The organism is Clostridium sp. E02 (assembly GCF_003833015.1).
GTDB lineage: Bacteria > Bacillota > Clostridia > Lachnospirales > Lachnospiraceae > Lacrimispora.
On the sequence record NZ_RJLQ01000037.1, the window covers coordinates 1 to 16,722 of the forward strand.

Consider the following 16,722-nt stretch of genomic DNA (forward strand, 5'->3'; position numbering starts at 1 on the left):
GCTTACATCTCGTAAATTCGTACGACTCGTTTTTGGTTTGCTGGTCAAAAACCAACTGTACACCGGCGAAAAATTGGACGCCGAATTTAATATTGAATCGAACTAGTATTCGAGAATACATGTTTTTATTGTATGCTTTATTAAGTGAACCCTTTTTGGCTAAAACATATCAAAATCTTTTCTAGTTTTTTCTTGACATATCACCAGAATGCTATATAGATTTTTATTTTCATGTAATTCAATAAATTTATAACATATAGCCAATACATTTTCATTAAGCTATAATGAAGGGTTTGTAGTACTTTATTTAACCATTAAAAAAAACACCTGATACAGTGGCTAATCTTCCTTTTATTTTAATTATCTTGAAAATCAAATCACCTTTAAGTAGAAATGTAGCATATTTGCCTTCTGATACATTACCCACATTAAGTTCAATAAACTTTCTTTTTTTATTTTTTGACCAAACTTCAACTTTGAGTTCCAAATCCCACATTTCATAATCAACAAAATAAAAACTTATATTATACAGTTTATTGCCAGGTAAAATTAAATTAATTTCAAATTCGTTTTCGTTTTCCTTATAAGCCATAATTCTATTATCTTTAGAACATCTGCTCAATGCACGTTTATCTATACTTTTAGTATCCCAAATTAGTAAACGTTCTCCGCTAAATCTAATACATGACATCGTCAAATTACAAGGTATTTTAAATTCATCTCCAATAATGTAGTAACCTTGATTTCCATATTTGTGTTTCCAATCTCCCCTTGTATTTTCATCAAATCCTACAAACCTACATTCATCAACTTTTTTTTTGCGTTCAACATCTATACAGTACTTTGAATGAATACATTTTATTGAGCATATTTCGCCTACACAAATTATTTTAATCTTGTGATACCCTAGTGATTCACAACTATATTTTATTATAATTTCATTCTTACTTTTCTCCATATTATTATTTTCTATTTTTAAACAATCAATTTCTATTATAAAATCATTTTTTTGAAAATATTTTTCATTCATAATGACCGAGAATTCTTTTCCCCAAAATATAGTTTCAACGTAAGCTCCTTTTTCTTTTGTATATATGCCCTTATTATCTTTTATTTCAATCCACTCAAATTTATTTTCCACATCAGTATCATAATAGAAAATTTCTTTTTTTTGTTTTATATCAGTGAAGTAACTTTCATTTAAAACATTTGACATGAAACTATAAATTGTCTTCTTTTCTTGTTCCTTCATTATATTAATCAGTTGAAGTATTCTATTAAATTTTTCTTCCTTGATGGCTTCTTTTCCATCAAAATAATTATAATAAATAGACAAATTTCTTAAACGAATAGCCATATTCAAAAGTTTTTTACAATCTAAACTTATCGAAAAAAAATCATTAAGTTTATTCCTTTTTGATAATTTTTTTGCCATATATTCTAAAATCTTTTTATGATCAAACAAAACTTGAAAAATTCTAATGTCTAAAGTCACATTGCTTTTTCTGCATCGTATGCATTCATCAATAATTGCCTCATATATCTTTATTCCATAACAATAATCACTTTTATTTAATCTTCTTCTTATGTCATTAAACGTAGCATATCCAGATTCAATACCATTTAAATATTTTTCCAATTCATTTCTAATCTCTTCTGGACGAAATTCTAATTCTTCATGTATTGCCGATTTGATTTTTAATATTTTCAGCCCTCTCAACCAATCTTTTTCTTTAAATATATTACAAGCTAATTCCATGTTATCAAAATCTATTTTATAGCTTTCATACTTTTTTCCATGTAGAAAATCTTTAAAGTAAAAACATTTTTCCTTATTACTATAACCATATATTAATGCATCATGATACATATGTTTTTTTTTATAAAATTGAGAACTTGCTTTTATATAAAAGTGATCTATGAGTAAATATATGTATTTTTGTTCATTTAAAGCATTTTTGAAATAATTTATATACGATATTTTTTGAATTTCACTTCTAGTTACATATTGTCCAGTAATAAACGGCAAAGATTCCATGAATTCTACAATATCTATACCAATACTAAAATCTAATCTATTTCTAACTTTATCAAATGCCAATGGAATATATGCCGCAATTATAGATTCTATATAATTATCATTGTTACCAATTATAGTCATAAAACACGCATGATGTGGGTATGATGTAATAAATGCATTAGGTGTGTCCAGAATAATTTCATCATTGTTTTTCATAGTAAAACAACCTTTCTTAATTTTTTTACTTTATGCACTTTAATTTTATTTTATTTAATTTTAAATTAATTTATTTTAATTATTGTATATATTGTATGAAAAGTCAAGTTGTTTCAATCAAAAATTCAACAAATAAAAATCAAATAACTATTACTCTCTAATTTATTTCAGTTTATTAGCATTTATGGGAATTTTTAACTAATAGACTTTCTTTGGAGTGGCGCATACGAATGTGATTACAGAGTTCCTCAAAAAGACTGGCCAGATGGCGATAACCGTGGAACAATTAATCATTTGTCTCTTATTCGTAGTAACAAAAAAAAGTCACCACAAAGGCGGTAGCCCAACATGATGACAATGATTACTGGCCAAACGAACCACCAGTTTGTATGTGGTTTTATTCTTCTATTATCTCCTTTTGTTTGGATTTTGGTAATTTTGACAAAATTAGGTGATAGGATTTTTCCAGCATGTCCTGTAATAGTTGATCCGGCACATTCCCTTCGGCCTTAACCGAATTCCAATGGGTCTTATTCATGTAATAGCCCGGAATAATATCCTCGTACTGCTGTCTTAGAAAATCCCCTTCCAAAGGCTCTAACTTTAAAGTAATTAAATAATCCTCTCCTTGGCTATTCTTGCAAACTGCGGCAAACATTTTCTCTCCGACAAAATATCTGGTCCAACTCCACTCCTCTTTAAAATCTTTAGACACGCCTTTCATTGCCATAAGATATTCATCCATCCACTGGTATCTCATACCGTCCCTCCACTTCTCTGAATTATTTTTCTTCTTGAACAAAAGTCTCTATCCTTGTTTCCAGCCGAATCTCCTCCCCCTTATTTATTCGATAACGGATGGATGGAATAGATCCATTGGGATAGAGTACATTGGTATTTGGATCCGCCTCAATTATGACACCAAAAGCCTGCGGTCCCTCCCCCGTCACGGTACAACCTTGTTTCTTTTGGATTGCATATGCAGACTTTCCTGCTGCCTTTTGCTCATACCCATCCGTAAATTTCTCCACACTAAACCCACAGTCGTATGCCATACAATCGTACTGGCTTTTAATCTCATGGATTCTTAAATGACCGTATTCTTTTGCTATAATGATAGACGTCACTGTAATACCCGGAAATGGATGCCATAAACTAACAACCCGGTCAGTTAAGACCTCATAAGTGTCGCTGTATTTACGGACAAACACGTAATCATCTCCATCAATGACAAAGGCAAGAGAGGAATCTGGTGCATTTTCGTGGAGCGCAAGCTGACTTCTGGCAACCGAAAATCCAAACCTTGTAGAATAGGCAAATTTAGAGTACTTCTCTGGCACGTGTCCATGTCCGTACCTCTCACAAACCCCTGCCGGATAAGCCACCACATCGAGTCCATGGCGATGCATCACCATATCTGCCTGTTTTAATAATTTGATTGGTTTAAGCCTGGGAAGTTCTTCTGTTTTCGCCATCCAGAATGGATGCTCATCTGAAAGTCCAAGGCACAATAGAGTCTTCATCCCCCAATAAGGGGATCCCGGCGCATTGTAACGCTCTGACATGATTAAATTGGGGTATCCATAACCTATCGTAAGCACTCCATCCCGATCAAATATCTTCTGTTGCTGCCACCAGTTTAAATGGCGGGACAAAATTCCTTTTACTACACCTACCGAGATTTCAGTCAGCCCGGCAAAGACATAAGCAGACCAAAAAGCCGCCTCTCCAAACCGATAGGATAGACTCCTTCCATAAGGTAAGGCAGATCCATTCTCATCAAACCAGTATAGGAAATCTCTAGCAAACACCTTTGCCCGTTCCCGAAACCGCTTACAACGCTTTGGATCTTCTTTTTCCATTGCTACCGCATACAAAAGTCCATAATAATGCAGGGCAAAAGAAATATAATAATCTTTCTGACCAGATGTTCCATCCCGGTACCAGCCATCTCCCATGTAATAGCTTTCTATTTTCTCAAGACCAGAGGATACGTTTTCTTTGCTATAAGGGCACTCTAATTTCTGCAACGCAACATTGACCAGAATCATAAAAAACTGCCAATTACAGTCTGGTATCTTATGCTCATTGATTCCATTCAACCAGACAGCTAAGTTTTTTTTCCCCTCTTTACATAATGGTTCCCAAAGTTTTTCTGGAGTAAAGATCAGACCGCTTGCTATCGCCGCCATTTCTACAAACCGCTGATCATAATCGCTGCAACCACCCCAATATTCCGGATGCGAGGGGTTGGTCCCATTTAAAACTCCTGTTTGGTAAATCTCCTCAAAACCGTCCCCCCCACCAAACCAGAAGGGCACCAGTGCCCACAATGGTCGGGAGAATCCTTCCATTTCCACGCTTACTCTGGGATAAGTCGCTCCACTCTCACCAAGAGACAGTCTGGCACAACCTTGACTATACAACGGCTTTAAGGGGTTTAACACCTGAAACATCCATTGCTGAAACTCCTGTTTTGATTCAAGTTTCATCGATACTCGCCTCTTTTCAAATGTCTATATAAATCACCAATAGGGATTCCAAGCTGTAGTCAGTCTGATAAGTGCCTCCATGTAGAAATAATCTCCCCAGATGTTACATTCATCCACACCTTCTGGGGTACACGTATTATAAGGAGATTTTTTAGAGTACGTGCTGTGAAGCACCAGCCCATTGGATTCTTTTAAGTCCTTCACTGCGTAATTTCTCACGATAGATTCCATGATTTTTTTGGCAATCGACGTATAATAAGAGGCATCAGACTCATCTAAGTACTTCGCCATCTCAAGCATTCCACATACTGCAATAGAGGCGGACGAGGAATCTCTTGGCTCCGTGGAGCCTTTTAAAAATTCCAAATCCCAATAAGGAACAAGATCCGATGGCAGATGTTCTAAAAAATAACCGGTTACTCGTTTAAAATCCGTAATGTATTCGGGTCTTTTGGTATACCGATAGGCAAGAGCACACCCATAGATTCCCCAAGCCTGACCTCTGGCCCATGCAGAGCCATCCCGGTAACCCTGACAAGTTGCTCCATGATCTGGTTCTCCTGTTTCCATATTCATGAAAAATGTATGCCAGGTAGAATGATCCTCCCTTATGACATTGGAAAGCGCCGTATGAATGTGTTTCTCTGCTATTTCCTGATATTTAAGATCTCCGGTCTCATCCGATGCCCAGTATAGCAATGGAAGATTTAATAAACAGTCAATGATAAAACGATAATTTTCTGGCTGATTCATGGGACCCCACGCCTGAATAAATTCGCCTACTGGCTGAAAGCGACGGATTAACTGATCAGCTGCCTGAATTGCTGCCTTCTTTCCCATTTCATCTCCCACCAATTTATAGGCTGCCACACAGGATGGTGAATAAAGAAATCCCATATCATGATGATCCACCTCTATCTTGCGCTCAATCCGATCTAAGAAACTTTTCACCTGTATTCTTCCCGCTTCTTTTAATGCCTCATCTCTGCACCACTCATATGCCAGCCAGATCTGCCCGGTCCAAAAACCAGTGGTCCAGTTTTGATTTGGAGTCGGGTGATAGAACCCTTGCTCACTGTATGCTTTTTTAAAACATTGCGTAAATTCCTTTCGATTGCACTTCACTTGCATCACTGCAAAATCCATAGCCTTCTGACACTGTACACTGGTTATCTCTGGTTTCCCGTTCCACAGATACTCCTTTTGCTGGTTCATCCTTTCTCCCCCCTCCATGATTGATTCCTATTTTACCCTTTTACACCAGTTGACGCAATGCCTTCCACGAAATATCTCTGTAAAGAAAGGAATACAATTAATACCGGAATCAGAGACAATACGGAAGCAGCCATAATCAAGCCATACTCGGAACTATATTGGCTGATAAACATTTTAAGTCCTAGCTGCAATGTTTTTTTTGCTTCTGTTTTTAAATAAATTAAGGGACCTAAAAAATCATTCCAGGTATTCACAAAGGTAAAGATCGTTAAGGTAGAGAGTGCAGGTTTTGCCAGTGGAAGCATAATCTTTGCATAGATTCGATACTCATTCATTCCATCAATTCTGGCCGCTTCGCACAATTCGTCCGGAATTCCCTGATAGAACTGCCGCATCATGAAAACACCAAAAGCAGAAAATGCCTGTAAGAAGATAATCGCAAGATGAGAATCATTTAGGCCAAAATTCCTCATTAACATAAACTGAGGCACCATATAAACCTGCCATGGAACCGCTATTGTAGCAATATAAGCCAAAAATAAGGGATTCTTATATTTGAATTCCAATTTAGCAAAAGCATAAGCAGCAAAACTACTGGTTAAAAGTTGTAAAAATGTAACAATCAACGTAATTTTAATTGTATTAAACACAAAAGTCAAAAGCGGTATTTTGGTCCATATATCAATGTAATTTAACCACCTTGGATTTTCAGGAATCCATTGGATCGGAAAGATAAATACATCCTTATCTAGTTTTAAAGAAGCAGACAGCATCCAAAAAAAAGGAATCAGCATGACAGCAGTCAGGAACAGTAAGACCACATAGAGGAAGCTAAATCTGATATGATTATAGGAACTTTTATTTTTCATCTTTCTCCTCCTTTTCTTAGTTTGCATAGTCTTTTTCACCTTTAAATTGAATCAGGGTAATGGTAAGTACCATGAAAAACAGTACCATAGCAACTGCACTTGAATAACCTAAATTCCAGTTTCGAAACGCCTCTTCGTATATATGATAAACCAGAACCATTGCCTGGTTGCTTACAATGCCATTGGAACCACCTGCCAACATATAAACAATATCGTAAACTTTAAAACAATTAATGGTAAGAATAATGGTGACAAAAAAAGTAGTCGGCTGAAGCTGGGGCCAGGTAATATAGCGAAACCGCTGCCAAAAATTGCAGCCATCAAGCCCAGCTGCTTCGTAAAGTTGCCCATTGATTCCCTGAAGTCCAGCCAGATAAATCACCATATAATACCCCATATTTTTCCAAACGCTAAACAATACGATTGTAAACATGACCCAATGGGGATCAGCAGACCATTTGGGAAGATTTTTAATGTGTACACCAAGATGATAAAGGATCATATTCACTGGTCCGCTTTTTTGAGGACTAAAGAGCATATTCCAAACGGCTGCCACTGCCACCAGTGAAGCTACATAAGGGAAAAAACTAACGGTACGAAAAAAATCTCTTCCTATTATTTTCTGATTTAATACCACAGCTAATCCCAACGCACTTGCAAGTGTCAGTGGAACGGTCGCCGCACAATATACGATTGTATTTAAAAATGACGCCTGAAATCGCTGGTTTTGAAACATGGTAACAAAATTATTGATTCCCACAAACTGCATGGGACTATTTCCATCCCATCTCATAAATGCAAGAATAAATGCAAACAGGATTGGTCCAAGAGTGAAAATTGCAAACCCAATAAAATTGGGGATAATAAAGGAGTAGGCCACCAGATTTCTCTTTTCCTGTCTTGTAAACCGTTCCCCTGTACGCACTTTTTTTACATTCTCATCCATTGTTTTAGAAGTTCCCTTTGACTCTTTCACAACTTAACCTCCTTTACTTTTTTCTATGGATCAAATTCGGATTCTCTTCTAAAAAGGCGGGTTTTTACCCGCCTTTGCTAAATTACATTTTTACTGTGCTAATATGGCACTTATCTTCTCGTTCATCTGAGCAATGCCATCATCCACCGATACACTTCCTGTCATGATAGCATCGTGGTCCTCATTTAAAACGATTTCAATCTCAGAACTTTTTACATTAACTGGCATCTCTAAGTATAGATTGGAAGTATTTAAAGCTTCCACGCTGGTTTTGTCATCCTTTGGATATCCATCGGTTCCAGATACTAAGTTTGCTACTGTTTGGTTCATCACTGCAGGAATCGTTCCAGTGGATGCAAGAATATTGGCACCCTCCTGCCCACTCACAAAATTGATAAATTCCCAGGCTAAATCCTTATTCGGCGCATTGACCGGAATTCCAAGTGCTGTAATGGTTGCAAGAGTGGATCCTGGCTCTACACCTTCTGCATGAGGATATTTTGCAATCCCCCAATTGGTACAGTCTGTGTACTCACCGGTTCTAATCTTATCCATAAGGGTAGAGATAAACCAGGTTCCCATGTTCATCATCGCTATATTGCCTTGAGCAAATGCACCGGAATAATGAAGACTACTGGTTTTTAAAGTAGCATAATCCTGGCAGACACCGTCTTCCTGTTCCTTCAGAACCATTTCATAATAGGGCTTTAGAAATTCATAGGTTCCATCCAGAATGGTATGTTCACCATCTAGTACACCAAACAACTGCACTGCGGATCTCCATGTATGATAATGTGCTCCGTATACCTCTTCTCCTGGCGTTTCAACCGTCACACTTCTCGCCAATGCATCGTATTCATCAAAAGTCATATCATTGGTCGGATAAGCAACTCCTGCTTGATCAAAAATATCCTTGTTATAGAATAAAACCCAAAAATCATTACGGAATGGCAGTTCATATAATTTTTCATCGACCGTAATTTGATCCGCCAGCCCCTTATATAGAGATAAATCAATTTTAGATGACTGAATGTAATTGTCTAATGGTTCTAATACTCCTTTGTTTACTAACGTCATATACCCTGGTACATCTTTTATGGTTACTACATCAAAATCGGAACCATTTCCAGTTAACTCAGTTGCTAGTACGGTCTGATAGTCCGTAGAGCCAAGATCAACCATTTCAACCGTCACATCTGGATGTTTCTCCTCAAATGCGTCAATCAAAGGTTGATAATATGTGGTTAAATTAATATCCCAAACCGACCATTTTAAGGTAGTCTTGCCATCCTCCGTTGCCTCTGACACTGCTTTACTTGTCTCCCCTTTGGTATCACCTGCTGTAGCCGTATCCCCTTTCGCTCCACCACAGCCAGCCAACGCTGTAACCACCATTGCACCGGCAAGTAAAAAGCTTAATTTTCTTTTCTTCATTTTAATCCCTCCTTGTTTAAAATATGGAAACACATTTTATTTCTATAACAGCATTATAAAGCACTCTGCCCCATATAAGAATGGAATTTATCTTATAAAAGATTCAATATTTATGCATCTATTCCTTCAGTCCTTTCAAAACATATACTATCTTACGAAAATCAGTCATATTTCTCTTTTATATACAAATTGAACTGTTATTTGGAATTATCGTCTCCTTTTTCATTGACATTTCACATAAAATAGGCTACGTTTGTAATGAATTATTCAACCATAGAATATTTTAAGAAGGGACAAATTTGATATGTGGAAAAAACTTATCCCATATACCATACGTGGCCGGATTATGATTTTAACCGCCATAGTCACATTACTGATTACTGTAATTACCACTACAATCTGTTTTTTGGTCTTTCAGTCATTTCTGAGGAAAAATCAGTTCCAATCCACAGAATTCAGCCTGCAAGTAGTCAGCAATAACATCGCTGCTGACATGAAGGATATTATCTATTTCAGTAAGTGGTGTTGTTCCAATGATGAAATCATTGATTATTTAGAAACATTTAAAAATCTCCCAAAACTCCCTACCGCTGACAAAGACTCAAAAAATTTGCGCCTATTGGCACTTTCTACACACAACCGGCTAAAAGAAGAGTACTACAATACTCGGTCCAATGAATACATATCACGGGTAATTATCTCGACGGTCAACCAGCGTAATTTTCTGCAAATCGCCCCAAAAGCAAACAGTACATCTCCCTACGCTGCAAAGACTATCAGTAAGGAGTCTTTTTATAATCCCCTTTATTCCTCCAACCATTTTTTATGGATCGGTCTGATCCATGATCCATTCTCCAATATCAATCAGGAGCAGTTTATTCCCATTGTACGTCCGATTTATAACAAATTTAATACCGAAGTCATCGGATGGACTTATGTAGAGATTTCTTCGCGGATTTTTACGGATTATTTAACTGCTTCCCCATTGCCAGAAGACAGCAGTCTATCTATTACCATAGGGGGGAACCGATACGAATTAGTGGGCAGTGGTCTCCATTTTGTTCACTTAAAAGACGTTGAAAAACGAGATTTGGTTCAATGCCCCATTGAAGGAATGAACGGGTGGAGTCTCTCTCAGATTCTGTCAAAACAACAATTAAAAGAACAAAAAAGGCTCTATACCCTTTTGATTTTTGCCATTTGCTTTTTTATCGTTTCGCTGGGGGTTTTACTTGCATTTTTATTAAACCGCCTGATTATGGAACCCATTCATCATTTAAGCAATAAAATAGAAGACATATCCAACGGGGATTTTACCAGAAATGAGGCCATTGAATGGGATCATGAGCTTGGGCAAATCGGAAGGGGAATCAACAATATGTCGGAAAATATCATTGCCCTTATGGAGAAACGCATTACCGATGAAAAGCAAAAAAAGGATTTGGAATATCAGATATTACAAAATCAGATCAATCCACATTTCCTATACAACACCTTAAATTCCATCAAATGGATGGCTACCATACAGAATGCCAACGGAATAGCAGATATGACAACTGCCCTTGCCAGGCTTTTAAAAAATGTATCCAAGGGTACGAATACACTGATCCCCCTAAGAGAAGAGTTAGAACTGGTAAAAGATTATTTTTTGATTCAACAATATCGGTATGGAGGCAGCGTTACTATCTCTTATGACATCGGAGAAGAGCTCTTCCTATGCCGTATTCATCGTTTCACACTCCAGCCTATCATTGAAAACTCTCTTTTTCATGGCATTGAACCAAAAGAAACAACGGGCAAAATCACGGTTTGTGCAGAAACGATAGAGTTATGTTCGAAAAAAGCACTTCTCATACGTATTACAGATGACGGGATCGGCATGTCCCCGGAAATGATTGAGCAGGTGTTACACAGTGACGCAAAAAGTAAAAAAAATACGGAATTTTTCCAGCATGTAGGAATCGGCAATGTAAATAAACGGATCCAATACGATTTTGGTTCCAATTATGGCATAACCATCACCAGCCGCCAGGGAGAGTTTACCTCCACGGAGATCCGCCTTCCCTATATGCTTGATTCCTGACCGTATAAACAGAAAGGGATTTTATATGACCAAATTATTAATCGTCGATGACGAACCACTGGTACCAATTGGAATAAAATCCATGATTAACTGGATGGACCACAACATAGAAATCTGTGGAACCGCCTTAAATGGGAAAAAAGCATTGGAAATGATAGAGACGCATTCTCCAGAAATCGTGATAACTGACATTCGAATGCCCATTATCAATGGACTAGAACTGGCAAAAGCAAGTAGGGAAACATATGGAAAGATTCCATTATTTATTTTTCTCACCAGTTATGAAGAATTTCAGCTGATTAAAGAGGCCATGTCTTACGAGGCTATTGATTATTTAATCAAACTAGAATTAAATCCGCAGTCTCTCCTTAATGCGGTTAATAAAGCACTCTCACGTTTGGAAACCCTCCATGTTTCCGTGGGATATAAAGAGATAGAGCGTCCTCTTCTGCAAAGTTATTATGAGAAATTTTTCATGCGGCTTTTGCACAATTTATTTGACAACGAAGAACAATTTGAACTCCAATCGAGGGATTTAAAACTCGATTTTTCAGAAGGTTGTTATTTTACTGCTCTTTGTGAAATCCAAGAAAAAAACTGCAAAGAGATGGAATATCATAAACGAATGAATCTTTACAGCAGTACCCTTGAGGTAGCAAAAGAAATCATTATCAGACATCTGCCTGCTTATGTTGTTTCTTTGGATTTAAAGCACTTCGCCATTCTATTTCATCTTAAAACGAGAAAAGAATACGACGAAAAAAAAGTTAATAACGCTTTTTTAAATGTGTCAGAAATGGTTGACAACTATTTTAACGTAAACATTCTCACTAATGTTGGCAGTCCAGTCAATCATCCATTAAAAATCTGCGAATCGTATCAAGAAGCCAGACAGGTGTCATTAAGAGAACGTAAAGGAGGCTCTTTGGTCTTCTTTAATAGCAAAGATACGGATTCAATCCGCAATGCTTTTAATATTTCAGTATTCAAAAGTGACATCACAAAAGCCTTTGATGAGTTTAACACAGACGATCTTTCTACTACTTTATCAGAAATCATCGAACTATTCAAAGCGAACCCTCTTCGCTTCCCTCAAGCGGCGGATGGTGCATGCAACATACTTTATCTAGCTTTGACGCTTCTCCCAGATGGAGAGGAAACAATGGCTGAAATCTTTTCCTCTTACAGCGATGGATACCGATCCATCTATCGCTTTACAAATGTAGAGCAGATCGTGGATTGGCTCAAACTATTTCGGGATGGACTATGTGTAATATTGAGATCCAAACGAAAGACCTACAAGGCACATGTGATTTCAAACGTTCAGAATTATATAAACAGTCACGTTTCGGAAAAACTAAGTTTGAATGAAGTCGCTGGAGTTTTTGGATTAAGTCCCAACTATTTAAGTATTTTATTCAGGAAAAACTGTGCCCTTGGTTTCTCGGAATACATCGCTCATGCAAAAATTAACAAAGCAAAAAAACTTCTTTTAGAGCAAGATATAAAAATTTATGAAGTTGCCGACCAGTTGGGGTTTGAAAGTGCTTTTTATTTTAGCAAGGTGTTTAAAAAAATCACTGGTTATTCTCCACGGGATTTCATACAGCAAAACACCATAAGCCCTCATGAACATTAAGGAGAAAGTATAATGATTTCAGAACTAATCAACGATTTAAAAGACCCGTTATCCGATTTCATTCCATGCCCGCCGGCACTTAAACGCAGCTCATGGATTACACTTCCAGAGGATTTAAAAAGCCGTTTGGTTCATTCCGCAGAAACATATCTCAAATTTGATTACCCCTCTCTTACTGCTGTTGATTTTATGGAATTTTCAAAAACTGGTAATCGAAGTCACTATGAAGAAAAACAGTTTAAAAGGCGAATCGCTCTCAGCACTTTGGTTCTAGGGGAATGTATTGAATATAAGGGACGGTTTCTTGACGATATTATCAATGGGGTTTATATCATATGCGAGGAAAATGCATGGCAATTACCAGCTCATAACTCTTATCTGAGAGATTCCCCTCAAAGCATACTTCCAGATATAACCAGACCTGTTATTGATTTGTTTGCCGCAGAAACCGGAGCAGTCCTATCGATGACAGAATACCTTTTAAGAGATGCGCTTACCCGAATCAGCCCATTTCTTAACAAAATGGTGAATAAAAATTTAGAGGAACGAATTATAACTCCATACCTTTCCAATCATTTCTGGTGGATGGGGGATGGACTAACACCAATGAATAACTGGACCGTTTGGTGTACTCAAAATATTCTTCTCACTGCTTTTACAAGGGGTTCTAACGATTCAAGAAAAGAACAAATCTTAAGAAAAGCGTGTAAAAGTATTGATTATTTTCTGGAAGAGTATGGGGAGGACGGCTGCTGTGACGAAGGGGCACAATATTACCGTCATGCAGGTCTTTGTTTGTTTAACTGTCTGGAAATCATAAATGGTATTTCAAATCATGCATGTTCCTCTGCCTTTAAGATTAATAAAATAAAAAACATCGCCTCATACATAGTAAACGTTCACGTAGATACCATTTACTATTTGAATTTTGCCGACTGCTCTCCCATTGCTGGAAGATGCAATGCCAGGGAATTTTTATTTGGAAAACGGACAGGAAACAAGGATCTAATGGCTTTTGCTGCTTCGGATTATCAAAACAGTGAAGACCCCTTATTAGAGGAAGAACATAACTTGTTTTACCGCACGCAAACTATTTTTTCTCATACAGATATGCTTTCTTTTAACAACAAATCAATGATTCACCCAAAGGATTTCTGGTATGAGAGCGTTGGTATCTTCATCACCAGAGATAAACATCTCTACCTAGCCGTAAAGGCAGGGGATAACAATGACAGTCATAATCACAACGATACCGGTAGCTTTACTGTTTATAAAAATGGAAAACCGTTTCTAATTGACATTGGGGTTGAAACTTATACAAAAAAAACATTTTCCCCGAATCGTTACGATATCTGGACCATGCAGTCTCGTTACCATAACCTCCCCTCATTTTGGGATAAGGGCGTGGAGCTTGTTCAACACAATGGATCTCAGTATAAGGCAAAACAAGTTTCACATCAATTGAATTCGGCAAGCAGTTTTATAACCTTGGATATTGGTGATGCCTATCCAGATAAACGGATCCACTCTTATCAGCGGACTGCAGTTTTAAACAAAGATGAAAACATTACCATAACCGATCACTATGAGGGGGACATTCCATGTCCAGTTTTATCTCTTATGGTTTGGGATGAACCATTGATTAGAGAGCATACCATCACAGTCGGAAATCTGGGATGCATTCAGATTACGGGATGTTCACATATTCAAAAAGAGAAAATTCCCATTACCGATAACCGTTTAAAAACAGCTTGGAATCAAGAGATATATCGTGTACTTGTAACAATGTATCATCAGGATTTAACCCTGATAATACAATAAATATCTGTCAAAATTAAAAACCATCCTCATCGATGGTTTTTAATTTTGATATATTTTCTATATTTAAACCTATCTTTCTTTTATCCTTTTAATGGATCATAATCCTTTCTATTTCAATCTATTGGTTCCGTGATAACAGCTCCATGATCATAAAGTTGGACTACATCATAAAATATATGGATATAAGATTTTTTATCTAATGTTAAAACATGATAAAAATGGAGGTAGAAAATGGATAATATTGCTCTTCAGATAGAGCTTAATGGATCTGAAAGCGTAAATGCTGGCGAAAATGTTCTTTTTAACAGCGTTTCCTTTTCGGCAGGAAATATAAGTTACAATCCAGCAACAGGTACGATTACCTTTCTGGAAACAGGTAGATATGTTATTGATTGGTGGTTGTCCACTCAATCTTCTCAGTCAAGAATTGGAACTTCCTTTGCTTTAACATCTTCGCAAGGAGATTTTATAATAGGTAATTCTCCTTTAAAAACAGGAGAATTGTTTGGAATTGGTATTGTGGAAATTACAACGACACCAGCTACATTATCCCTGGAAAATATTAGTGCAGGAACTGTGTATTATTCTCCTAATGTTCCTTTAATTGGATCCTTGATCGTATTAGAAGAGAATACAGTCGGACCGACTGGTCCGACTGGCGATACTGGACCTACTGGCGATACCGGTCCCAATGGATCAACTGGCGATACCGGACCCACCGGTGATACCGGTCCCAATGGATCAACTGGCGATACCGGGCCTACTGGCGATACTGGACCGACCGGCGATACTGGACCGACCGGCGATACTGGACCGACCGGCGATACTGGACCGACCGGCGACACCGGACCTACCGGACCAACGGGTGATACTGGTTACACTGGACCGACTGGCGACACCGGACCCACTGGTTATGTTGGACCGACTGGAGATACGGGACCCACTGGGGATACGGGACCGACTGGGGATACTGGTAATACTGGACCCACTGGTTACACTGGTCCTACCGGCGACATTGGTCCCACAGGGCCTACTGGGCCTACCGGTGACACTGGCCCCACTGGTTATGTTGGACGTCCTGGTAATACTGGACCTACCGGCGATACTGGACCGACCGCACCTACTGGTCCCACTGGGCCTACCGGAGATACCGGAGATACCGGATCCACTGGTGACACCGGACCTACCGGCGACACCGGTCCTACGGGCGATACCGGTCCTACTGGGCCCACTGGTGACACCGGACCTACCGGCGATACTGGACTTACTGGCGATACCGGGCCTACCGGACCTACCGGGCCTACCGGCGATACCGGTCCGACTGGCGATACTGGTCCCACTGGCGACACTGGATCTACTGGTTCTACTGGACCTACTGGTTCTACTGGGCCAACGGGCGACACCGGACCCACCGGGCCGACTGGTGATACTGGACCCACCGGGCCGACTGGCGATACTGGGCCTACCGGACCGACTGGTGATACTGGACCAACTGGCGATACTGGACCCACGAGTGATACCGGACCCACGGGACCCACGGGCGACACCGGACCCACCGGGCCTACCGGTGATACCGGTCCCACTGGCGATACTGGACCTACCGGCGATACTGGACTTACCGGCGATGCCGGATCCACTGGCGATACTGGACCTACCGGCGATACCGGACCTACCGGCGATACCGGACCCACTGGTTCTACTGGTCCGACCGGGCCTACCAGCGATACCGGTCCCACTGGCGACACCGGTCCCACTGGTGACACTGGACCTACTGGTGACACTGGACCTACTGGTTCTACTGGACCGACCGGAGATACGGGACCCACTGGTGATACCGGGCCTACCGGCGATACTGGTCCCACTGGCGATACCGGTCTCAATGGATCAACTGGCGACACCGGACCCACTGGCGATACTGGACCCACTGGGCCGACTGGCGATACCGGGCCGACTGGCG

The 16,722-nt window shown here is 39.0% G+C and carries 11 protein-coding genes; 3 read left to right on the top strand and 8 right to left on the bottom strand.

The genetic code is table 11. The features are described 5' to 3' along the window. Positions 1-307: 307 nt before the first annotated feature. The 7 genes from EFT72_RS18505 to EFT72_RS18535 all read right to left on the bottom strand — a co-directional run bounded on the left by EFT72_RS18505 (position 308) and on the right by EFT72_RS18535 (position 9,222). On the bottom strand, positions 308-2,236 hold the full coding sequence (locus EFT72_RS18505; protein WP_124068397.1) for a hypothetical protein: 1,929 nt from the start codon (positions 2,234-2,236) through the stop codon (positions 308-310). Between the two features lie 397 nt (positions 2,237-2,633). Beyond that, positions 2,634-2,996 (bottom strand): MmcQ/YjbR family DNA-binding protein, encoded by a 363-nt coding sequence (locus tag EFT72_RS18510; protein WP_124068398.1) that lies wholly within the window; start codon positions 2,994-2,996, stop codon positions 2,634-2,636. Positions 2,997-3,018: 22 nt separating this feature from the next. Then, positions 3,019-4,728, bottom strand: coding sequence for a DUF2264 domain-containing protein (locus tag EFT72_RS18515; RefSeq protein WP_124068399.1), 1,710 nt, complete (start codon positions 4,726-4,728; stop codon positions 3,019-3,021). Between the two features lie 33 nt (positions 4,729-4,761). Further along, a complete protein-coding gene (locus EFT72_RS18520; RefSeq protein ID WP_124068400.1) occupies positions 4,762-5,943 on the bottom strand; it encodes a glycoside hydrolase family 88 protein in 1,182 nt (393 codons plus the stop codon). 32 nt (positions 5,944-5,975) lie between these two features. Further along, positions 5,976-6,812: a carbohydrate ABC transporter permease gene (locus EFT72_RS18525; protein WP_124068401.1), complete on the bottom strand. Its 837-nt coding sequence runs from the start codon at positions 6,810-6,812 to the stop codon at positions 5,976-5,978. Positions 6,813-6,828: 16 nt separating this feature from the next. Continuing rightward, the gene (locus tag EFT72_RS18530; RefSeq protein ID WP_124068406.1) at positions 6,829-7,758 is read right to left on the bottom strand and encodes a sugar ABC transporter permease; all 930 of its coding nucleotides are present in this window, start codon (positions 7,756-7,758) and stop codon (positions 6,829-6,831) included. 120 nt (positions 7,759-7,878) lie between these two features. After that, the gene (locus tag EFT72_RS18535; protein WP_124068402.1) at positions 7,879-9,222 is read right to left on the bottom strand and encodes a sugar ABC transporter substrate-binding protein; all 1,344 of its coding nucleotides are present in this window, start codon (positions 9,220-9,222) and stop codon (positions 7,879-7,881) included. A 304-nt stretch (positions 9,223-9,526) separates the two neighbouring features. On the opposite strand from EFT72_RS18535, the gene EFT72_RS18540 reads away from it, so the two are divergent. Genes EFT72_RS18540 through EFT72_RS18550 form a run of 3 tightly spaced genes read left to right on the top strand, consistent with a single transcriptional unit; the run spans position 9,527 to position 14,765 of the window. Further along, complete coding sequence (locus EFT72_RS18540; protein WP_124068403.1) at positions 9,527-11,305, top strand: histidine kinase; 1,779 nt, start codon at positions 9,527-9,529, stop codon at positions 11,303-11,305. A gap of 25 nt (positions 11,306-11,330) precedes the next feature. After that, a complete protein-coding gene (locus EFT72_RS18545) occupies positions 11,331-12,944 on the top strand; it encodes a response regulator (RefSeq protein ID WP_124068404.1) in 1,614 nt (537 codons plus the stop codon). Between the two features lie 12 nt (positions 12,945-12,956). After that, positions 12,957-14,765 carry a heparinase II/III family protein gene (locus EFT72_RS18550; RefSeq protein WP_124068405.1) on the top strand — a complete coding sequence of 603 codons (1,809 nt, stop codon included), beginning with the start codon at positions 12,957-12,959 and terminating at the stop codon, positions 14,763-14,765. A 1,064-nt stretch (positions 14,766-15,829) separates the two neighbouring features. On the opposite strand, the gene EFT72_RS19525 is transcribed toward EFT72_RS18550, so the two are convergent. Further along, on the bottom strand, positions 15,830-16,690 hold the full coding sequence (locus EFT72_RS19525; RefSeq protein WP_206426684.1) for a DUF4573 domain-containing protein: 861 nt from the start codon (positions 16,688-16,690) through the stop codon (positions 15,830-15,832). Positions 16,691-16,722: the final 32 nt, after the last annotated feature.

Bases quoted from the DNA above. Each gene is read 5' to 3' on its own strand.
- EFT72_RS18505 (WP_124068397.1), bottom strand. From the start codon at position 2,236: ATGAAAAACAATGATGAAATTATTCTGGACACACCTAATGCATTTATT.
- EFT72_RS18510 (WP_124068398.1), bottom strand. From the start codon at position 2,996: ATGAGATACCAGTGGATGGATGAATATCTTATGGCAATGAAAGGCGTG.
- EFT72_RS18515 (WP_124068399.1), bottom strand. From the start codon at position 4,728: ATGAAACTTGAATCAAAACAGGAGTTTCAGCAATGGATGTTTCAGGTG.
- EFT72_RS18520 (WP_124068400.1), bottom strand. From the start codon at position 5,943: ATGAACCAGCAAAAGGAGTATCTGTGGAACGGGAAACCAGAGATAACC.
- EFT72_RS18525 (WP_124068401.1), bottom strand. From the start codon at position 6,812: ATGAAAAATAAAAGTTCCTATAATCATATCAGATTTAGCTTCCTCTAT.
- EFT72_RS18530 (WP_124068406.1), bottom strand. From the start codon at position 7,758: ATGGATGAGAATGTAAAAAAAGTGCGTACAGGGGAACGGTTTACAAGA.
- EFT72_RS18535 (WP_124068402.1), bottom strand. From the start codon at position 9,222: ATGAAGAAAAGAAAATTAAGCTTTTTACTTGCCGGTGCAATGGTGGTT.
- EFT72_RS18540 (WP_124068403.1), top strand. From the start codon at position 9,527: ATGTGGAAAAAACTTATCCCATATACCATACGTGGCCGGATTATGATT.
- EFT72_RS18545 (WP_124068404.1), top strand. From the start codon at position 11,331: ATGACCAAATTATTAATCGTCGATGACGAACCACTGGTACCAATTGGA.
- EFT72_RS18550 (WP_124068405.1), top strand. From the start codon at position 12,957: ATGATTTCAGAACTAATCAACGATTTAAAAGACCCGTTATCCGATTTC.